This window comes from Paenibacillus sp. FSL H8-0457, from assembly GCF_038051935.1.
Classification (GTDB): domain Bacteria; phylum Bacillota; class Bacilli; order Paenibacillales; family Paenibacillaceae; genus Paenibacillus_AQ; species Paenibacillus_AQ lautus_A.
This window is the reverse complement of sequence record NZ_CP150293.1, coordinates 5,435,728-5,456,657: the sequence shown is the minus strand read 5'-3', so window position 1 is coordinate 5,456,657 and position 20,930 is coordinate 5,435,728. Positions and strand designations below refer to the sequence as shown.

The 20,930-nt window shown below is 52.1% G+C and carries 14 protein-coding genes; 9 read left to right on the top strand and 5 right to left on the bottom strand.

What is annotated here, in order from left to right; translation table 11 throughout:
* Positions 1–45: 45 nt before the first annotated feature.
* From MHI43_RS24300 to MHI43_RS24280, 5 genes are all read right to left on the bottom strand, one after another.
* Positions 46–2,418 carry an FtsX-like permease family protein gene (locus tag MHI43_RS24300; RefSeq protein ID WP_036660025.1) on the bottom strand — a complete coding sequence of 791 codons (2,373 nt, stop codon included), beginning with the start codon at positions 2,416–2,418 and terminating at the stop codon, positions 46–48.
* Positions 2,419–2,424: 6 nt separating this feature from the next.
* Positions 2,425–3,189, bottom strand: coding sequence for an ABC transporter ATP-binding protein (locus MHI43_RS24295; RefSeq protein ID WP_036660027.1), 765 nt, complete (start codon positions 3,187–3,189; stop codon positions 2,425–2,427).
* A gap of 90 nt (positions 3,190–3,279) precedes the next feature.
* Positions 3,280–4,719 (bottom strand): HAMP domain-containing sensor histidine kinase, encoded by a 1,440-nt coding sequence (locus tag MHI43_RS24290; RefSeq protein ID WP_036660029.1) that lies wholly within the window; start codon positions 4,717–4,719, stop codon positions 3,280–3,282.
* A 6-nt stretch (positions 4,720–4,725) separates the two neighbouring features.
* Positions 4,726–5,433: a response regulator transcription factor gene (locus MHI43_RS24285; RefSeq protein WP_015736868.1), complete on the bottom strand. Its 708-nt coding sequence runs from the start codon at positions 5,431–5,433 to the stop codon at positions 4,726–4,728.
* 242 nt (positions 5,434–5,675) lie between these two features.
* Positions 5,676–10,157, bottom strand: coding sequence for an S-layer homology domain-containing protein (locus MHI43_RS24280; RefSeq protein WP_036660264.1), 4,482 nt, complete (start codon positions 10,155–10,157; stop codon positions 5,676–5,678).
* A gap of 416 nt (positions 10,158–10,573) precedes the next feature.
* Between MHI43_RS24280 and MHI43_RS24275 the strand changes: the two genes are divergently transcribed.
* The 9 genes from MHI43_RS24275 (at position 10,574) to MHI43_RS24235 (ending at position 20,901) form a co-directional block, all read left to right on the top strand.
* Positions 10,574–11,236 (top strand): TetR family transcriptional regulator, encoded by a 663-nt coding sequence (locus tag MHI43_RS24275; RefSeq protein ID WP_015736866.1) that lies wholly within the window; start codon positions 10,574–10,576, stop codon positions 11,234–11,236.
* Positions 11,236–11,610 carry a DUF4180 domain-containing protein gene (locus MHI43_RS24270; protein WP_036660032.1) on the top strand — a complete coding sequence of 125 codons (375 nt, stop codon included), beginning with the start codon at positions 11,236–11,238 and terminating at the stop codon, positions 11,608–11,610. Before MHI43_RS24275 ends, MHI43_RS24270 begins: the two co-directional genes overlap by 1 nt.
* A gap of 56 nt (positions 11,611–11,666) precedes the next feature.
* Positions 11,667–12,323 (top strand): SUMF1/EgtB/PvdO family nonheme iron enzyme, encoded by a 657-nt coding sequence (locus tag MHI43_RS24265; RefSeq protein ID WP_186326472.1) that lies wholly within the window; start codon positions 11,667–11,669, stop codon positions 12,321–12,323.
* A 315-nt stretch (positions 12,324–12,638) separates the two neighbouring features.
* Positions 12,639–13,592: a glycoside hydrolase family 43 protein gene (locus tag MHI43_RS24260; RefSeq protein WP_036660036.1), complete on the top strand. Its 954-nt coding sequence runs from the start codon at positions 12,639–12,641 to the stop codon at positions 13,590–13,592.
* A 776-nt stretch (positions 13,593–14,368) separates the two neighbouring features.
* Positions 14,369–16,102, top strand: a complete 1,734-nt coding sequence (locus MHI43_RS24255) for an extracellular solute-binding protein (RefSeq protein WP_015736862.1) — start codon at positions 14,369–14,371, stop codon at positions 16,100–16,102.
* Positions 16,103–16,131: 29 nt separating this feature from the next.
* On the top strand, positions 16,132–17,103 hold the full coding sequence (locus MHI43_RS24250) for an ABC transporter permease subunit (RefSeq protein ID WP_036660039.1): 972 nt from the start codon (positions 16,132–16,134) through the stop codon (positions 17,101–17,103).
* Positions 17,104–17,118: 15 nt separating this feature from the next.
* Positions 17,119–18,054, top strand: a complete 936-nt coding sequence (locus MHI43_RS24245; protein ID WP_015736860.1) for a carbohydrate ABC transporter permease — start codon at positions 17,119–17,121, stop codon at positions 18,052–18,054.
* Between the two features lie 51 nt (positions 18,055–18,105).
* On the top strand, positions 18,106–19,884 hold the full coding sequence (locus tag MHI43_RS24240) for a glycoside hydrolase family 2 (RefSeq protein WP_036660042.1): 1,779 nt from the start codon (positions 18,106–18,108) through the stop codon (positions 19,882–19,884).
* Between the two features lie 12 nt (positions 19,885–19,896).
* Positions 19,897–20,901, top strand: coding sequence for an aldose 1-epimerase (locus MHI43_RS24235; RefSeq protein ID WP_015736858.1), 1,005 nt, complete (start codon positions 19,897–19,899; stop codon positions 20,899–20,901).
* Positions 20,902–20,930 lie beyond the last annotated feature (29 nt).

The window sequence follows — 20,930 nt, the reverse complement described above, 5'->3', positions numbered from 1 at the left end:
TAAACGGCTCATTAGTCTGTCGCAGCCGTTTCTCGCTGACTTTCCTTACGAATCCGTCACCAGCACTCGCAAGGAGGTGCGGTCAAGGGCTCGCGAAGCCAACCAGCAGCCGCTGACGGCAATGGCAAGAGCGATTAGCGTCAGGCCAATCGCCAGCGGCCACTCCATGACCAGCGGCAGCTTGACGATGCCGTAGGCAGACAGCAAGCCGCGTAGCACGGCTGGCAGCGCGTAGATTCCGCATACTATGCCAACCAGCGTACCGAGGGAAGCGAGTCCGGCAATGCCGCTTGTCAACGCGCGGCGGATGTCTGATGCCGTCAGGCCGAGCGAAGCGTAAATGCCGTAGGTTTTCGTTTCCTTGCGAATATGCAGGCGGCAAGTACTATAGACGATCAGGCAAGTGACGGCGAGGAACAGAAGGGCCAGCAAACTCATCGGAATGAGCAGCACGGCAGCGGCCTCCTTGAATACGGAATCCAGCAGCACTTCCTGCTTGAGGGCCTGGATCACCGGACTATAGCGTTGATTCAGCTGTCGCACGAACTCATCGCTATCCGCTTGGTTCCGAAGTTGAACAAACCCGGCGTCCGGATTGATCTCCCCGACAAGGTCCGATGTGATCCGAGCGATATTCGACATGTTGGAAATGGACTGAAACGTGCCGGTGATCAGCAGCTGATGCGGTTTTCCTTCGATGTAGATCGTGACGGCATCGCCAATATCTTTATTCAATTTGCGGGCAATGTTGACTCCGATCGCGATTTCGTTAGGCAGCACGGGGTTCCGGCCTGTCAGCGAGGCCAATCCCATCTCGTCCATGCTGCCTTCCACCACGGTCAGCGGGAGGCTGAACGTCGGTTGAGTGCCATCTGCTTGCGCAACAACCCCAATGGCCGAGCCGGACCAGTTCAGGCTGAGGACCCTGGGATCCTTCTCGATAAAAGATTGCAATTCTGTACGATCCATTCCGTCAGCGTTGATCACCATGATGGCGATATCCGCATCGTCGTAGCCCCACTGGGCGGAGGTTTCGCTGATGCGATAGACGCTCGTTACCAGCAGGGTGCCAAAGACGAGCACCGCCGCGGTAATGCTCATCAACAGAAAGATCAGCGCCGCCCCTTTTTTGTTGCCGGTCACATGCTTCCATCCGATGACGGCGGGTACGGACCATCGGTCCAGCAGCCTTGTGCCGGTTCCACCTCGATGGGCATGGGTATGCGAAGACTCCGACATGCCATAGCGGATCGCCTGAATCGGCTCGATATGGCGCGTTTTGGCTGCATAGAGGACAACGCACGAGAGGATGATGATCAGCATGCCGATGCCGGTCCAGATTGCGACCCCCAGCGCCTGCACGGACACTGGCGCCGCCTCGGATTTGAGGAAGGATAAGGCATTCTGAATGATGACATCCGACAGCAGACGACTGCCGATCAGGGCAGGGATCAAGGCGATAACGGTAATCAAGCCGTACTGCAGCATATAGGTGACGATGATGCGTTCGGAGGTCATGCCGATGGATTTGAGAATGCCGATCGTGCGGTAATTGGCCAGGATCGTGTCCGTGATCGTAAAGCCGATCGTAAGCAAGGCGACAGCAATCATGACCAGTCCGAGGAAACTCATGACGAAGCCGATCACTTTGTTCATGATAAAGTAAAAGGCGGACAGCTCGGCAAACGAAACGCGTTCTTCCAAAAATGGCGATCCGAGCGCCTCCTCAAAGCGCTGCCAGTACTCCCCGCTTTGTTCGGGATGCGCATAGCGAAGCGACACCAGGTACTGCTCCGGCGTGGACAAGCCGCCCATGGTGGAAAGGTAGTCCGCTTCGTTCATCCAGATGCGGGCAGTGGTGGTGAAGGGGCCGCCATGTGACAGGTCAATAACGATAGCGCCGATCGTGAATTGTACCGGGGCAGCCCCGGCCGTGAACACCAATTCATCGCCGACTTCCATGTCGTATTTGTAGGCGAGCGAGGTGGGCACCCAGACGGTTCCGGCTTCCGGAACGGTCAGTTGAGCCGGTCCGGCGCCGGGGAGCGGATGATTGACCCCATGCGGCATCGGAGGCGTATCGATCATATACAGATAAAGATTGGGCAGTTCTTGCCCGTTATAGACCAAGCCGGTCCAAGGCTTGTAAGGAATAAGGCTGGAGGCGGTCACCCCCTCCTGGGTTGACCACCAATCGGCAACCATGCGTTCATCATGCAGCCCGCGGGTCATATTTATGATTTCATGGGCACCTTGAGCAGCCGTATGGCGCTCTTCGAATACATTTTCCGTATTCATCAAGACCGTGAAAGCGGTGCCGACTAATAGAGCAGATAGCGCAATGAGCAATGCGATCAGCGCGTTTTGCAATTTTCGTTTGCGAATGTTCCCCCAGCATAGCGTCAATATGGCACGCATCTTGGACTACCTCCTCCCGGTGACATAAGCAAAGATCATTGCTTCCCGCTCGGAGGCTAACTCCGGGACGTAGGGTCCCATATCCAGCGTGCCGCCGATCTTGCCGTCGCGAATGTAGATCAGGCGATTGCCGCGGCAGGCCGCCTTCATATCGTGGGTGACCATGACAATCGATTGGCCTTCCGCATTCATCCGGCTCAGGATATCGAGCACCGTAACGCCTTGTTCGTAGTTGAGGCTGCCGGTGGGTTCATCGGCAAAAATCATATCCGGTTTGTTGATAAGCGCCCTGGCGATGGCGGCCCGCTGCTGCTGGCCTCCGGACACCTGGGAAGGCAGCCGGGTGCCTTGTTTTTCGAGATGCAGGCTTGTCATCAGGTCATTGGCCCTTTGTTTTACGGCTTCTTTGTCCCGATTGGCGATATAACCAGGAAGAGCGACGTTATCGAACAGCGTCAAATCCGGCACTAGGTTGCTGTTTTGATAGATAAAACCGATTTGATCTGCTCGAAAACGCGCAAGCTCCTTAGCCGAAAACTGATCGAGGCGCTGTCCCTGAAGGTGGACTTCTCCGGCCGTCACGGCGTCGAGTCCGCTAAGCAAGTAAAGCAAGGTCGACTTTCCGGACCCGGAATCTCCCATGATCACAGTAAAGTCGCCGGCATATATCAACAGATCGACATTGCGAACGGCATGATACTGCTCCTTGCCGGTGGTATAGGTTTTGCATAAATTGGAAGCTTGCAGCATGATGGTTTTGGTTGTAGGCATGACAGGGTCTCCTCTCTTCTCGTGTTTCCAAATTATAGAGGACGATTCTTGCGCATTCCTTATCAAATTATGAATAAAGTATGACAGGGGTCAGCTTAGCGGCAGAGTCAAGCAGAAGGTCGTTCCCTGCTGCTGCTTGCTATGAAACGTGATCGTGCCGCCATGCGCTTCCATAATATATTTGCAAATCGACAAACCGAGTCCAACCCCGTGCCGCTCGGCCAGTTTCTTGCGGTCCGGGACACTGCCTTGGTAATACCGTTCAAAAATAAAGGGCATGTCCTGAGGGGAAATACCGCTGCCCGTATCGGAAATTATGATCCGCAAACTGGATGATTCGGCGAACTCCTCAACGGCGAGCGTAATCGTATCCCCGGGTTTGGTATGCTTCAGGGCATTCGTGACGAGATTGGCGATGACCTGCTCGAAACGCACAGCATCGATGATAACAAGCACGTTCGGAATGGAAGAAGGCTCCACGCAGCGCACCCCCATCGTACGTATGTAGTGCGCCATGGTTCGCAACACAGGTTCAATCGTCGAAGAACTGTACTGCTCCAGCGGACGCACCGCAATTTGGTCCAGATCACGCAGCGCGTGCAGCAGCAAATCGTCTACAAGCACAGCCATCTTGCTTGTATTGGCATGCACCACCTCCAGGTAAGTCATCACACTCGGCAGATCGGGGCAGATGCCTTCACGAATCGCATCGATGTAGGCTTTGATGGTCGCCAGCGGGGTTTTTAAATCATGGGACAGATTGGAAATGAGCTCCTTGTGCGACTGGCTGTGCGAGGCTTGCTGCATATGTAAATTGCGAATTTCTTCACGCATGAGATCAAATACGGCGTAGAGTTCGCCGACCTCGTTATTGCTTGTCCATTCGGCGCGTTGCTCGTAATCGCCCTTCAGGATGGCTTCCGCATAGGGCTTGAGCCCGGCAACAGGCTCAACCAGATCACGCTGCACCCGGCGTCCGGTGGCGAAGAGTACATAAAGCAGCGTCAAAAGTGCCAAGGAAAGCAAGGTCCATGGCACAACGAGAAGTAAGCCGGATGAAGGGATGACCGCGGTCGCTGCAGATGCAGGGACCGTAAACTGCGCATAGCCTGCGAAGGCGTTGGTTCCGGCATCCAGCAGCGGAAATGCCAGGTGGTATTCGGGCGGGTCGCCGTCGGACATACGCAGCGTATAGTCCAGCTCAAAGCGAGGATGAATACGGCGCACCGATGAATCATCGCTGTCATATATCATGGTTCCGTCAGGGAGCACGACCTTAAGGCCGATCCGTGTTTCTTGACTCCAGCTGGTTAATTTCTCGCGAATCGGAGCATCGGGAGGGATCAGTTCGGCAAACTCGTTCTCCAACGTATGGACGATCGTATTGGTCAGCAAGCGAATGTGGTTGACGATAGAGGACGAAGCAGGCTGGTTCGAGGGCCAAGCGAGCCAAACGACGGACAGCAAAAGTACAAGAAGAGACAGGCAAGCCGCCCAGAGCCTCTTTGCATACCATGGTTTCCAGTGCATAAAAGGCTACTCCGTTTCATCGGGGTCGAATTTATAACCGACACCCCAAACCGTCGTGATATAGGCGGATTTGATTCCGCTGCGTTCCAGCTTCTCGCGGAGCCGCCGAACGTAGACCGTGATCGTATTATCCTCGACATAGGCGGAGTACCCCCACACCTGATCCAGCAGCTGCGTTTTGGTAAACACTTGGTTCGGGTTGGATGCGAGAAAATAGAGCAGGTCGAATTCCTTCGCAGATAGTGCAATTTCCCGCTGTCCGGCCATGACCTTGCGGGCGCCTTTATCAATCGATAACGTGCCGAATCGCAACAGCAGCTGTGTTGTTGCCTGGAGTTTCGGGTCGACCATTCTGCGCAAATGCGCCTGAACCCGGGCGACCAGCTCACTGAGCGAGAAGGGCTTGGTCATATAATCATCGGCGCCGAAACCCAAGGCAAGCACTTTGTCCGTGTCACTGCTGCGAGCGCTTAAAATAAGTATGGGCGCAGAAGTCAATGTACGAAGCTCGCGGCATACTTCAATTCCGTCAGCGTCTGGCAGCGTCAAATCAAGAATGATAAAATCCGGCTGCCGGTTACGGACTTCCTGCAATCCGTCCCTCGCATTTTCCGTGATGAACGAGCTGAATCCCTGGACACGCAAATAATCGTTCACAATGCGCGAGATATCCCGCTCATCTTCAATAATCAGTACCGTTTTAGGAGATTGCATGAAAAAGTCGCCCCTGTTCCGTTTGCTTTAAATAGTGAATCCATTATAGCACGGGTCGGATTTAAGCATAGGGAAGATAAGGAAAATCCACCTGGATAACCCTGTCGCTATTTTTAAGTTAGCTGAATGCATGCCTACATGTATCTGGAACAAGGAAAACCCCCGGTCTGGAATAAGACCGGGGGTTGAGCGGTTGGATGCTTTGATGATCGACAGCATCCTCCCTATGAGGGAGAGTATTATTACTTCACATTATCCTTAAGCGTGGAAACCCAAACCTCAACGCCGTCTGAATTACGAGTGGACTGGTGAGAAACCGTTGCTTCCTGAACATCGCCGAAACCCCAATGGGTTTCTGCTACATCAGGGAAGAGCGGCTCCAATCCCGTCAAAGGTCCACGGTATAACGCTTTGTTGATCAACGTGACGGCTTCGACCCGCGTGATGCGGTTGTTCGGCCGGAACGTGTTTCCAGGATAACCGGATAGCAAATTGTTGCGATATAATGCCTCAATGGATTCGGCAGCCCAGCTTCCTTCGATGTCCGTAAAATGGCGATTTACGGAAGCCGATGTGTCCAAGTCCAGGAAACGGGCCAGCACCGCAGCCAGTTCTCCGCGAGTGACTGGTGCATCCGGACGGAACGTATGGTCTGCGTAACCGTTGAAGTATCCTTGGGATACCGCGATTCGAATGTAATCGGTCGCCCAATGTCCTTTTCGAATATCGTTAAAGCTTGAGTTCTCGTTACCTGCGGTTTTCTCCGAAAGACGAGCAACGATTGCAGCGAGCTCGGCCCGGGTCAAGGTATTGGACGGTTGGAATTTACCGTTAGGGAACCCGAGAATATAACGCTGATGCTGGAGATCGCCGAACCGGTCAGAGAATACTTGAACATGGACGCTATTGGATTTTTTGCTGCTACCTGCCGTAAGCTGTCCGATGATTTCATATTGAATCTCTTTGGCTGCAATCTGTCCCCACTTGATGTCCAGTTTGAAGCTGCCGGTGCTTCCGGCAGGGAGATGAGCCACATTCCAGGTTACGGTTCTGCCTTCAACCTTTCCGCCGTGAGCATTCACGACTTCGGCGCCTTCAGGGAGGGTAACTTGAACCGATGCATCACGTAATGCCGCGTTGGTGCGGTTAGCGTAATCGACGGTAATGGTCGACTGCGTGCCTTCTTGGACTTGTTTCTTGTCCGTGGACAGGTTCAATGTCACATCGCCCTGCTGACTTGAAGGCGGCGTTGATGGAGAAGAACCCGATCCGGATGAATCCCCGCCATTACCTGAGGACGGTACTGGCTGCATAGCAAAGTCAAATGCGATAATGCTCTGTCCCACATGGATGATCCCGTCTTGGATATAACTGTCGGAACCGTTAACGGCTGGGGCATTCGGTTTGGAAACCCGAGTGTCATAAGTGTAATAGCCGCTTCGTTTCGCGACGATGTAATAATCGCCTTCCGGATATACCATCCATGCATATTCGCCAGCCGCGTCGGAAATTTGCGGATTGGCATTTTGGTTAGGCGCAAACCCAGCCAGTGCAGGCAAGGATACGAGTGTGTTCGGCACCCGTCCTTTCTGACGGTTCAGCTCAGTGTCAGCCCAATACAATTGAACGTCTGCGCCGCTAATCACTTTTCCTGTCGATGCATCCGTGATGATGCCGTAAGGATCTATCAGGGAATATACGATCGCGGTCTGTCCGTCTTGGGTCATATCCACGTCCAAGATGGAAGCAGGACCTGCCAATACCGTTCCATCCGCCAGTTCAAGCTGGTAGGATATTTGGTATTTCCCCGGCGGGACTTGATCCAGCGAGAACGTTCCGTCATTGGCGACGGCGAGCGGCTGCTTAAAGCTGCTGCCGTTCAAGCCTTGAAGCAGTGCAACGGCTTTTCCGCTGCCGAGGATATCCCCAATGGTGTCCGGGTTGGATGCTCCGCTTGCGGAAGCAACGAATAATTGACCTCTCAGCAGGTTCGAAGGTTTGATCGTTTGGCCAGGTTGCACTGTACCGATCGTAACCTCTTTGGTATGAGTCAACGTAAAATCACGCCCACCGATTTGAACCGGAGTTTCGATATTCAGCTCATAGGTATAGTTGCCGCGCGGAACCGGTATCTGGTACGAGCCATCCTCGCCGGTCGTTACCTCAGCCGAGAAATCAGGAATTCCGTCGTTGTTGAAATCGGATTCCACGATAATTTTTGCGCCTGCTACCGGTTTGCCTGTGATTTGATCCACAACGATGCCGTCAATGGCGGCAGGGAAGTAATGAACCCCTTTGCTTGCTTGAACGGTTGTGCCTGTGCCGGGATCCTGTATCTCTGCCACGACGATGTCGTATAACGGCGTCGTGTCCGTTAAAACCGAAGGTTCGTATGTCCATACGGCAATCCCTTCTTCATTGGTGGTCACCGTCTTGGTTTTACCAGAATCATATGTGATGACCACGGGTACTCCAGAAACCGGGTTGCCCTTGGAATCGGTAGCCTTAGCGGTAACCGTGACCGTAGACTTCCCGTCTGCCAGTACGCCTTCAGGGGTCACGGTTACATCCAGGTTGTAAGATAATGCCTGATCATGAACATGGACGGTTTGCGTGACGGATTTGCCGTCATGCGTAGCCGTGATGATGGCCGTGCCTGGTGCTACGGCGGTAACGACGCCATTGGCATCGACCGTGGCCACTTTTTCATCGGAAGATGTATATGTGGCTTTGCCTGTTACATCCTGAATGCTTTCATCCAAGGAAACCGCCGTTACCTTAGGCGTGTGCTGATCACCGGTCTGCAGCGTGACGCTTGCCGGATCGATCAACAGATCGCGCAGGCCGGAGACCGGCGTGGCTACTTCCGCGGGCGGCGAAGCAGCAGATTCAATGCCGTTGCTGACGGCTTTGATGACATAGCTTTGCTTCGTTTCCGGCTTCAGGCCGGACAAGACATAGCTAGTGCCTGTCAATCCGTCGGCGATTAGCTGTCCGTTGGCATCATAGATGTTGTACGTTTGAGCGCCCGGGACGGCGTTCCACAATAATTCGGCTCCAGTTGCATGAACGTGTTCGGCCCTTAATGCCGGAGCATCGATGCTTACTTTAACAATGGATTGAGTGGTCTTACCGTTATATACGGCCTCGATTACGGTGGTGCCCGCACCTACTGCCGTCAGTAAACCGTCTTCGCTTATCGTAGCTACCAGTGGATTTTTAACGGTAAACTCCGTTACCTCCAGGGTAACGTCTCTACTACCGGTCTCATAAACAGACGTGACCACCGTAGGATGCGTGTAGTTTTGTGCAAGAGGACTCGTATTGAGTTTGTATTCTGGCAGATCAAAGTAGAGCCCTAAAGTAACTGGATTAGATGGAAGGGTCTCGATCGTACCGGCCGGTCCAGATATAACTGCCGTTACAGTGTATTGTGAGATCTCATCCAGATCTGCCCCCGTTAAGGTATACGAGGGAACCTGAATATTCGTGTCGAGCAGGACACCGTCCTTATAAAGACTATAATAAGTAGCTCCTGTTACAGTGTTCCACGACAGCTCATTAGCTGTCGCAGGTGTATTACCTGATGAAAGGACCGGAGCCTTCGGTACCGTAGCGTAAGCTCCACCTACCGTCACAACCTTTATCTCTCCCGATGGAGGATTATCGCCAAAATCCAGAATGGCCGTAGCTTGTCCCTGGCTATTGGTCGATTGGGATGGAGAAGTCCATACTCCTTCCTCGGAATAGAAGGTAATCGGGGCTCCCTCCACGGGATGGCCGTTTACATCAAGCGCGGTTCCTACCACTTCATACTTCCCAGGCTCAGAGGTAGGAACGACTTCAATTCTGACGTCGGTTGGAGCTTGTTTGTAGACATAGCCTGGATTTGCCGTATCGATCGGCTCGAATTCGTTCGTGAAATACCATCCTAGAATATCATGGGTTTCCATCGAGCCGCCGGTGGCGGAGGTGAATCCGGCATAAACGCCGGGATATCCGGCAAAGATTTCGTCCAGGTCAATGTTGCTTGTTTCCAGAACGGGAGTTGTCGGACGCGTAGCATCTTTGCTGAGGTAAACCTTAACGACCTTGGTTTGTCCATCGTAGTCGATCCAGGAGTATAGATCTTCTCCCCCAGACAGCGTAATGCCATTGAGGTTCGTTGTATACCAATCGGGATTGGTATTGTTCACACTACCGTTTTTTGCAAGTCCGATGTAGTTAGCGGATGGATCATTGACCGGGCTCGGGTTCTTGTATGTATCATACTTCACCGCAAAGCTGGGTTTGATTCCCCCATAACCAATGCCCACGCCGACTTCACCCGCACTGTTGGATTGTGCCTGAATGGTAAAGGTGATGCCGTCGGCAGGAGAGTTGGTGCGATTGTCCCCGTTCAGGCGGAACTTGAAAAAAGTGCTGAAGGAATAGTTGTTCCCTGCCGCGATCAGCTTTTTGTTAAAAGCCGTACCGAACTGGTTTCCTTGTGCCTCGGTCAGACGCAGGATATCGCGACCTTTACTGTCTTGCATCACTTTGGCCTGGCCGTTCAGCGAGAATAATCCGACCTGTTTGGGATTACTGAAATCATCAAGTTTATAGGTGACCCATTTGTCCTCGGGTGCCGCCGCCGCATAGGCTGGTGCCGTCAAAGGCTGAAACGTGGCAACGAGCATACAGATCACCATAAACAAGGATCCGAATTTTCCGGATTTTTTCATGAAAATGATCATCCTCCTTCTTTTTGATTTGTGTGCCGACATGTACTTGCATCTCAAGCGAACCTGCCCCAAAGCGGCCTTCATGACATGGAAGAACATATTTTGACAAGCGGAAATCAGAATAACAAAGCATGCTCTACAAATTCTCTACAATAGCTATACAGGTTCTCTACAAATGCTCCTCTTTAAAAAGATGCGGGCGTGTCCGCCTCGTGCGAAATATCCTTCAACCAGAATCTTATTGCTTCGATGGATACAGCAGCTGGCGAGAGATCGTAGGAGAAACTTAGGATTTGCCCCATGCAGCCAGCTGCCAGCCAAATAAATGTTTATTGACAGCGTGAATCAACATTGTGTACACTTTTTTTATTCCGACTGTTCAGTATAAATAAAATCAAGATGTCAGGTGAGAAGTGATGCCCAAATTGGGAATGGAACAAAAGCGCAGGGCAGACGTCATTAACGCCACGTTAACCTGCATCAGCTTGCATGGAATTGAAGGGATGACGCTGGATAAGGTTGCCGAGTATGCACACTGCTCCAAGGGAGTGGTCACTTATTATTTCAAGAATAAGGATCATTTGACGACCGAAGCCTTCAAGTCGTTCCTGGCCTACTATGGGCTAAAGATCGAATCAGGCATTGAGCCTGCCATGTCAGCCGAGGAAATGATGGAGGTTGTCCTGCAGCATATGCTCCCTCCGTTCAGCGAGGACACGGATCAGAAGCTGAATGTTTCGCAGCTTGACGGAGTCGACAAGATGTTTATCCCCTATGAGGATCAAGGCAAGCTCTTTGTGCAGTTTTTTTCAAAAGCCATGCTGGACCGTCATTTGCAGGAAGTTGCATCCAAGAGTTACGAGCGCGATCTCCAAGGCATCGCCAAGATTATGGAATACGGTAACCGGACGGGGCAGATGTCGGTTGAAGATTCCCACAGTGCCGCCTATGGCTTGATGGCGATGGTTATTGGCCTTAGCTTCTTTAGAGTAGCGAAGGTTCCGCCCGACAAGGACGAGGATAACCGGTACATATGTGAGGATTATGTAAGAAGACTTATCAATAGAGGAGGAGTTTGATGAATATCACGAAGGTTGAAACCGATGGAGGAACGATTGCTGTCGTAAGCAGCAGCGAGGTATTGATTAAGGATGTCCAGTCGGCCCTGGATCTCGTGGCCACCGTGCAATATGAAACGGACAGCCGCCGCATTGTGATGGATCAATCGTTGATAAGCGAGTCTTTCTTCGATTTGAAGACGCGGCTTGCAGGCGACATTCTCCAGAAGTTTATCAATTATCAGGTGAAAATGGCGATCATTGGAGACTTTTCGGTTTATCCAAGCCAAAGCCTTCAAGATTTTATTTACGAATGCAATAAGGGCCACGATTTCTTTTTCTTGCCCAGTGAACAGCAGGGGATTGAACGTTTAAGCAATGGAATAACTAAGTAGCGAGTACGGGAGGAAGATCGTTGCCGGTATCTGGGTTTGATCCAAAAGGGGTTTCGATGGTGAACATTCCAGCAGGCGTAGTTCAATTAAGGGACGACCGCATAAAGTCCTCGTGGACGGTGGAAGTGCCTGCATTTCAGCTTGCATCGGTCCCTGTAACGAAGGCGTTGTATTTCTCAATCATGCCAAAGACATCCGGATGCGATGACTTGATGGAGTCCCCAGCCGTGAATATATCATGGCATGAAGCGATTCTCTTTTGTAATATGTTATCTCGGAGCGAAGGCCTGAACGAATGTTATTCGGTAACGGATGACGGTGAATCCCTCGTTTGTGACAAGGAGGCGGACGGATACCGCCTTCCGACGGAAGCGGAATGGCAATACGCGTGCAAAGCCGGGAGTCTCGGCTACCGTTACGGAGAGCTTGACGACATCGCTTGGTATGAAGGGAATTCCGGAGGCGTCCTGCATGAGGTGGGCAAAAAGCGGCCGAATGCGTGGGGGCTTTACGATATGCTCGGAAACGTATGGGAGTGGTGCTGGGATCTTTACGATCCGAATGTATACGGCTCCTACAGAGTATTCCGCGGAGGGAGCTGGGCCGAAGAAGCCAGAGGCTGCGGAGCGACATGCCGCCGCCGCAGCCACCCGACGTTTCGGATTGAGGATCTCGGGTTTCGTTTGGCGAGATCGATATCAAGAAAAAGATAAAGCTGATCCGTTAGGGTCAGCTTTTTTGATTGTGCAGCACCTCCCGAATTTCCATCAAACAGATCGAAATACCGCGGCTTCCAAGATGGCTATAGAAGCTTAGATGCTCCCTATTCATATTTCTCCCACTTCCCGATGTCACATAATCTAACGCGATAAACCTCGTAAATTTGCGTATAGACAAGGCTGAAAGACATCAGTAAGATTGGGTTTAACTTTTTGCGGGAGGTGTGGGGGAGCTCAAGTGAGTCAAGGGTTGAATTGCCGTAGTGTTGATCAAAACCAGGAATGTCAAGGGATAAGGGGGATTCGAAGATGGTGAATGGACCAACATTCAACAATCCGATCGTAGACCGGGCAGCCGATCCTTGGGTATGGAAGCATACGGACGGCTATTATTACTTTATGTCGACGAAACGCGATCATCTGGAGCTGACGCAATCCGCAACCTTAACCGGCCTTGCGGAAGGACGGAAGAAAACGATCTGGACTCCGGAACCCGGGGGAAGGTACAGCCATAACCTATGGGCGCCGGAAATTCATCGTTTGGACAACAAATGGTACATCTATTTCACGGCGAATGACGGAGGAGGGGATGAGTCCCGCCAAATATGCGTGCTGGAGAACGCCGAGGCTGATCCGATGGAGGGACAATGGGCATGGAAAGGCGCGCTGCCGACCCCCGTCCCCGGCTTGGACGGCACGGTCATGACCGCAGGCAACCAGCTTTATTTCCTGTATGCCGGATATGGCCATTTCCCGGATTACGGGTCAGCGATTTACATCATGCGCATGTCGAACCCTTGGACATTGACGGGGGACCATGTATTGCTCACGGCTCCGACCCTGTCCTGGGAAAAACAAGGCGGAATGGCGATTAACGAAGGACCGGTCATTCTTCGGCGGAACGGCCGCATCTTTATGGTGTACTCGGCCAGCACCACCTGGTCGGAGGATTATTCGCTGGGCATGCTCACGATGGAAGAAAACGGGGATCCGATGGATCCGGAATCCTGGACCAAATCGATGCAGCCCGTATTTTGCAAAAGCGTGGAAAACGGAGTGTACGCGACCGGTCACAATAGCTTCACGCAATCGCCGGACGGCAAGGAGGATTGGATCGTTTACCATGCGCTGCCCGCGCCTGGCGTCGAGACGGCCTTGCGGTCGACCCGCATCCAGAAATTCGGCTGGAAGCCGGATGGAACTCCGGATTTCGGCGTACCGGCCGGCGAGTCGGATGCCTTGGCCAAACCGTCCGGAGAATAATGTACGCGGATTCACAACCTCCCGATCATGCAAGGGATTGTAGAGTGAACATGGTTGAGAGCGAGTTGTGCCAAGCTGGTGTAAGCGAATAACCATAGGATTTGATCTATATAAACCCCCATTTATTACAATATATCTGTAATAAATGGGGGTTTATTACGAAGAGATGCACAAGTATGACGGAACGGCGAAATATATAAAAATAACGGAATTTCATGAAAACTCCTTAATTCAAAAGGAGTTTTTTGCATCTCATTATTCCCGTTATTCTCATTATCAAAATATTTTTTTGGATAATACACAAATTTAGTTACGAAATTCATGTATGAAAGCGTTGACAGAATGGGGTTGTATGCTTATACTTCGGTTAAAGATACAGAATAATTGTATTAAATGGATGTGCAACAGCTGTCAGTCTCATCAATTTCACATGTGAAAGGGGATCCATATCCAATGGCCATGATGAAGAGGATCGTGTCAGGGCGGAGGTGCTTAGACCGCGAATGACCCTTGTCATGCTTCAGCCTGAAAAGACATGAAGCGTTGAACATGAAGCGAAGCTGATGGAGCAGAAACGGGATTTTGCCAATTAGAAGAGACAAAGGCTTTCAAAGACATGAAGATGCCTTGACACAAGGAGACACTAGCTTCGAAGGATTAAAAAAGACAGATAAAAGCCTTAAAACCGGACGCCCCCTGAATAACGACGGCATATGGGATCCTCTAGAGCGCAGCGGCGGGGTGCTCGCAATTATTCATATCATGGGAGGTTAAGCATGAACGGAACGATGAAGCGTTTTTTCACTTTGTTATTCATATCCATCCTGATTATTTCGACGGTAACCGCTTGCAGCGGCAAGGCAAATGACAAGCCTGACAACACCGTAACCCAAGAGGAAGAAGTAGAGAAGAATGAGGTGACGTTCGAGGATATCAGCGGCGATATACGCGGAAATAAAGCACCGACGCAGGAGCAAATCGATGAGGTCAACGGCACGCTGAATGATACATACCTCGGAGATGTATTTGACGAAGTCATTCCAAGCGATTATTCCGCATATCCGGTAAAGGGCGATGTGGTGCTGGATGTTTGGATGCCTGCCAACTCCAACATCCCGGATATGAATAATCACTTGGTTCAGAAGCAGGTGGAGAAGCTCACCGGCATCAAAGTAAACTTCATTACGCCGCCGGTCGGACAGGAAGCCGATGCCTTTACCTTGATGATCTCCTCCGGCGAGCTGCCGGACATCATAATTGACCCGGGCCGTTATCCGGGAGGCTTCGAAGCAGGGGTCAACGATGGCGCTTACCTCGATCTCACCGACCTGATGGAAAAGCACGCTCCGAATTATACGGCATGGCGCAACTCGGACGAAACGAGAAGAAAAACGACCGTGACCGACGACGGCAGGCTGCTGGGCTTCTACGGCATCGCGCCGTATTCCGAATGGACCTGGTTCGGCATGCTGATCAAGCAGGAGGCGCTGGATAAGACGGGACTTCCAGTCCCGAACACGATAGACGAATGGTATGAGTTCCTGAAAAAAAGCAAGGAAGTCGGATATAAGGCGCCGCTGAATTACGGCTCGACGTACGGCCAAATTTTTACCGGCATTATTAATGGCGCATATGGCGTATGGGATTGGACCTTCGTGGACGAGAACGGCAAGGCTGCTTGGGGGCCTGCACAGCCGAAAGCCAAGGAATATCTCGCAACGATGCAGAAGTGGAACAAGGAAGGCCTGCTGAATCGGGACTGGGCTACCGCCGATTTCAATCAACGGATGGCCAGCGCGATTTCCGACGATACGGCCGTGATGATGGATTCTCCGGATACGATGTGGAGCTATTGGAAAGTGCAGAACGACATTGATTTCGTGGGGGCACTGAATCCTGTTCTGAATAAAGGGGACAAATCCGCGACCACCTACAAAAACTTCAAAAGAACCGGAACCAGTGCAGCCATCACTACTCAGAGCAAAAATGTCGAAGCTGCAATGGCATGGCTGGATTTCAACTATTCCAAAAAAGGCTGGGAGCTGATCAACTTCGGGGAGTACGGCACCGTGCACTTGGTGGATGAGCAAGGAATGCCTTATTATCCGGAAAACAGTTACATGTACAATGATCCGGACGGTCAGCCGGTAGACGTCACGCTTTGGAAATACCGCTGGCATAGCTGGCCGAATATCCGCGACGAGCACAACGCCAACCCGTTGATCACGGCGAAAGGCAGCTATTCCGGGGATATCCGCAAGGACTGGACGGAGAACATGGATACCAGCATGGCGATGCCGCCGATCACGTTTACGAAAGAAGAAGCCTCGCGTGAAGCCGAGCTTGGGAACCAGTTGTCCACGCTGCGCGGAGAATATTTCGCGAAGATCATCATGGGCGAATTGCCGGTCGATGCTTACGATAAATTTTTGAAGGAAGCGCAAAGCATGGGGCTGGACGAATTCTTGAGTCTCCATCAGGCAGCCTTGGATCGGTATAACCAACGATAGTTTTCATAATAAGAACAGGTGGTTGATTCATGGAGATATTACAGGAAAACAAGGAAATAGACCATGTTCAGACGCCCACGGAGCCCAAGAATACCAAACGCTTGATTCAAAAGGACCTGAAAAAGAACTGGTTCGTCTATCTGATGGCCCTTCCCGTCGTGGCGTGGTTCTTGATCTTCTGCTACGGGCCGATGTGGGGCGTCATGATCGCATTCAAGGATTTCAAGCCTTTGCTGGGCTTCGCGGACAGCGATTGGGTGGGCTTCAAGCATTTCATCGATTTTTTCTCAGGACCCTATTTTTGGAGAGTCGTCAAGAATACGCTCTTGCTGAATGTATGGGGAATCGTCTTTGGATTTACGGCACCGATCATCCTGGCCTTGCTGCTGAATGAAGTCCGTTCTTCCAAGTTCAAGCGGACCGTGCAAACCATCACGTACATGCCGCATTTTATTTCACTGGTGGTCGTGTGCGGGATCATTCACATCTTTACGTCCAATGAGGGAGTCGTTACGCAGCTGCTTTCCTTCATAACGGGAAAAGACTATTCGTCCCTTCTCGGGTACTCCAATTTGTTCCGGCCGATTTATACCTTTTCCGGAATCTGGCAGAGCATCGGCTGGGACAGCATCATTTACCTGGCTGCGATGAGCTCCATCGATCCTTCGTTATATGAAGCGGCCGATATCGACGGGGTCGGCAGGGTGAAAAAAATGTGGTACATTACGCTGCCTCAGATCAGCCCGGTCATCATCATTCTGTTTATCTTTGCGATCGGCGGATTGATGGCTTCCGGCTACGAGAAAATTATCCTGCTCTACAATCCTTTGATCTACGATACGGCGGATGTCATCGCTTCCTATGTTTACCGAAGGGGCTTGAGGGAAGCGAGCCTGAGTTATTCCACTGCCGTCGGCTTAGTAAGCTCCATCGTCAATTTCGGGCTGTTATGGATGACGAATACCATCGTGAAGCGCAGATCTGAATCCAGCTTATGGTAAGAGAGAGGGAAGGTTATGGAGGAAATCAAGCAACTCAAAGTGAAACGAAGCAGGAAGCATAAAAGCATCGGGGACCGCGTATTCGACTTTACGAACTATACGCTGTTAACCGCTTTAACGTTGGTGTGCTTTTATCCCATATTGCATATCTTGTTCGCTTCCGTCAGCGATCCCGGCGCTTTGGTGGCTCATCGAGGGGTATTGTTCAAACCGCTGGGATTCACGCTCGACGGTTACAAGCTGGTGTTTAAGGACAACAGCCTGCTCAGGGGATACCTGAATACGATCATTTACGTTGGGCTGGGCACCTTGGTCAATATGGTCATGACGATATTGGGCGCTTACGTGCTGTCCAGGCGGGACTTGTATTTCAAGAATTACATCATGGTCATGATTACGATCACGATGTTCTTTGGCGGAGGGCTGATTCCCTGGTTCCTGTTAATGAAGGACATCGGCTTGTACAACAATTTGTGGGCCATGATTCTGCCGACCGCTTTAAGCACATGGAACATCATCATTCTCAGGACCGGATTCCAATCGATTCCGAGAGAGCTGGAAGAAGCGGCACTGATCGACGGCGCAAGCCAGGCCAACATCCTGATCACGGTGATCCTGCCGCTGTCGAAGGCGACGCTGGCCGTAATCTTCCTGTACTATTTGGTCGGCAATTGGAACTCCTGGTTTAACGCGATGGTCCTGCTGAAGGATAGGGAATTGTTCCCGTTACAGCTGTTAATGAAGGAAATCCTGGTCGCCAATGATTCAACGGCCACCACGATCGGCAGCGCGGGCGGGGTCGTCATTAACAGCGCCCAGAGCTCGACCGCGTTCCGGGAGCTGGTTAAATATTGCGCGATCGTGGTTTCGACGGTGCCTATATTATTGGTGTATCCGTTCCTGCAAAAGTATTTCGTGAAAGGCGTTTATGTCGGTTCGATCAAAGGCTAGGCGTTCAAACAAGCAGATAGAGAGACTGAATAATTAGGAGTGAGCAGCATCTTGACGACAGAAGTTAGCAAGGCACAAACGGTTCGCAGCGAATATCCGAGGCCCCAGTTTCAGCGCAAAGAGTGGTTAACCCTCAATGGAGAATGGGATTTCAGTTTTGACGATGAAGCCATCGGCGAGGATGCAGGGTGGCATCAGGCAGAATCGCAGGCTTCCTTTACAAGGAAGATCAACGTTCCCTTTACGTTTCAAAGCAAGCTGAGCGGCATCGGCGACCCTTCCTTTCATGATGTCGTGTGGTACCGCAGAACGTTCGAAATTCCGCAGGACTGGAACGGAAAGAGGATCGTGCTTCATTTCGGCGCCGTGGATTATTTGGCCAAAGTGTGGGTAAACGGGCACTTGGTAGCCATGCATGAAGGCGGGCATACGCCATTCCAGGCCGACATTACGGCTTCGCTCGTGAAAGGAAGCAACACGCTCGTGCTGCGGGCGGAAGATTTCAGCCGCGACGTCACCCTGCCGCGAGGCAAACAATACTGGCTTGAGCATTCGGCAAGCATCTTCTACACCCGTACGACCGGCATCTGGCAAAGCGTGTGGTTGGAGCCGGTATCCCCGGTACACTTGGGCAAAACGATGATGACGCCCGATATCGACCGCAACGAAATTCGCATCCGGACCTTCCTTGAAGGCTACAAGGCGACGGAGGACCTCAAGCTGCAGATCACCGTATCCTATCAGGGCGAGTGTGTTGCCGAAGATCAATATGCCATTCGAAGCGCGGAGCAGCAGCGGACCATCGGCCTCAGCGATTTTACGGACCATGGCCTGGGACGCCTGTGGAGCCCGGAGCATCCGAACTTGTATACCATCGAATTCCGCCTTGTTCAGGATGGAGACGTCGTTGATCAGGTATCCAGCTATTTCGGAATGCGGAAGATATCGATCGAGAACGGCAAACTGTGCCTGAATAATCGCCCGTATTTCCAGCGGCTGGTGCTGGATCAAGGTTATTTTCCCGAGGGAATCCTGACGGCGCCGTCGGATGAGGCTTTGAAGCGCGACGTGGAGCTGGCGAAGGAAATGGGATTCAACGGCGTGAGAAAGCACCAGAAAACGGAGGATCCCAGATTCCTGTACTGGTGCGACAAGCTCGGCCTGCTGTTATGGAGCGAGGCGGCCAACGCGTACGAATATTCCGAGTCGTATGTTCGCCGTTTCACGGCGGAATGGCAGGAGATCATCGGGCGGGATTATAACCATCCCTGCATCATAACCTGGGTCCCGCTGAATGAAAGCTGGGGTGTTCCCAATGTGCAGATGGATAAGCGCCAGCAGCAGCATGGGCTCGCCATGTACCATCTAACGAAGTCATTGGATGATAGCAGGCCGGTTGTTTATAACGATGGCTGGGAGCATATGACCACGGACCTGGTCACTATTCATGACTATGAGAGCCGCCAGGAAGTGCTGGAGAAGCGGTATGCGACAGCAGCGTCGGCGGTGGAAGCCATGCCGGCCAACCGGAGGATATTCGTCGGCGGTGCTTCCTATGAGGGCCAACCCATCCTGGTGTCGGAGTTTGGCGGCATTGCCTTCAAGAAGAGCGATTGGGAAGGCTGGGGATATTCCGGAGCCGAGAACGAGGAGGACTTCCTGATCCGGCTCAAGGCCGTAGTGGATCCAATGTTCTCTTCCCCGGTGATCCAGGGATACTGCTACACGCAGCTGACGGATGTTGAGCAGGAAATCAACGGCTTGCTTACGTATGACCGCAAGCCGAAGGCTCCGCTTGAAACCATACGCAACATCATGACGGGACGATAGGAGGCAAAAGAAATGGGCGGGACGAATGCCTATGAAGGCGTATATCATAACGAGAAAGCCGTGTTTCTGCGGGCAGGAGCTTATGAAGCGGTCATGCTCCCGGATATCGGCGGCAATTTGATAGCGTTTCGGGACATCGAAAAGGGCTACCGGTTTCTGCATGAGCCGACGCCGGAGGAAATGCCGGCATTCAAAGCAAGGCCGATGATTCACGGCATTCCGGTATTGTTTCCTCCGAACCGGTATGAAGACGGCCGGTTCCGGTGGAACGGCCAAATCCATCAGCTCCCGGTCAATGAAGACGCGACGGGCCATCATCTGCATGGATTCCTGTACAATATTCCATGGGTGGTGGACGAATACGGGCATACCGGACAGGAAGCTTATGTGACCGTATCTGTCCGCGTGGATGAACAGCATCCGGTGTTCGAACACTTTCCGTTCCGGTTCCGCATTCAGCTTCGCTACGGCTTAAGCGATCAGGGATTGTCTCAGCGGGTATTGATCACCAATATGGGCACGGAAGCCATGCCGTGTTTGCTGGCGTTTCATACATCCGTTAACGCGCCGTTTGCCGAGGGGGGCGACGCCCGGGATTACCGCTTAAAGCTGACCGCCCTGAAGCGATGGGAGCTGGATGGGCGAATGCTGCCCACCGGCTCCCATCAGGAGCTGTCCGCGAATGAACGGGCCATGCAAGGCGCAGGCGTTTATCCGTTCTTCGAAAGCATGGATAATCACTATACCGCCGTGCCCCAGAACGGAAGGAACCGGATGGAGCTTACCGATGAGGCCGGGAAGGTTACTCTGGTTTATGACGTAGGCACTTCCTACAAGCAATGGATGATCTGGAACAACCAAGCGACCGAGGGATTCTTTTGCCCTGAGCCGCAGATCAACCTGGTCAATGCCCCTAATATGGATATGCCTGCCGAAGAAATCGGCTGCTTCAGTCTCGGGCCGGACGAAATCTGGGAAGAGACCAGTCGGCTGTACGTAAAGGAAAGCCGGGGCTAAAGCCCAATTAAACATAATAAAAAGGAGTT

Coding starts and splice junctions, on each gene's coding strand:
- MHI43_RS24300 (WP_036660025.1), bottom strand. CDS start 2,418: ATGCGTGCCATATTGACGCTATGCTGGGGGAACATTCGCAAACGAAAA.
- MHI43_RS24295 (WP_036660027.1), bottom strand. CDS start 3,189: ATGCCTACAACCAAAACCATCATGCTGCAAGCTTCCAATTTATGCAAA.
- MHI43_RS24290 (WP_036660029.1), bottom strand. CDS start 4,719: ATGCACTGGAAACCATGGTATGCAAAGAGGCTCTGGGCGGCTTGCCTG.
- MHI43_RS24285 (WP_015736868.1), bottom strand. CDS start 5,433: ATGCAATCTCCTAAAACGGTACTGATTATTGAAGATGAGCGGGATATC.
- MHI43_RS24280 (WP_036660264.1), bottom strand. CDS start 10,157: ATGAAAAAATCCGGAAAATTCGGATCCTTGTTTATGGTGATCTGTATG.
- MHI43_RS24275 (WP_015736866.1), top strand. CDS start 10,574: ATGCCCAAATTGGGAATGGAACAAAAGCGCAGGGCAGACGTCATTAAC.
- MHI43_RS24270 (WP_036660032.1), top strand. CDS start 11,236: ATGAATATCACGAAGGTTGAAACCGATGGAGGAACGATTGCTGTCGTA.
- MHI43_RS24265 (WP_186326472.1), top strand. CDS start 11,667: ATGGTGAACATTCCAGCAGGCGTAGTTCAATTAAGGGACGACCGCATA.
- MHI43_RS24260 (WP_036660036.1), top strand. CDS start 12,639: ATGGTGAATGGACCAACATTCAACAATCCGATCGTAGACCGGGCAGCC.
- MHI43_RS24255 (WP_015736862.1), top strand. CDS start 14,369: ATGAACGGAACGATGAAGCGTTTTTTCACTTTGTTATTCATATCCATC.
- MHI43_RS24250 (WP_036660039.1), top strand. CDS start 16,132: ATGGAGATATTACAGGAAAACAAGGAAATAGACCATGTTCAGACGCCC.
- MHI43_RS24245 (WP_015736860.1), top strand. CDS start 17,119: ATGGAGGAAATCAAGCAACTCAAAGTGAAACGAAGCAGGAAGCATAAA.
- MHI43_RS24235 (WP_015736858.1), top strand. CDS start 19,897: ATGGGCGGGACGAATGCCTATGAAGGCGTATATCATAACGAGAAAGCC.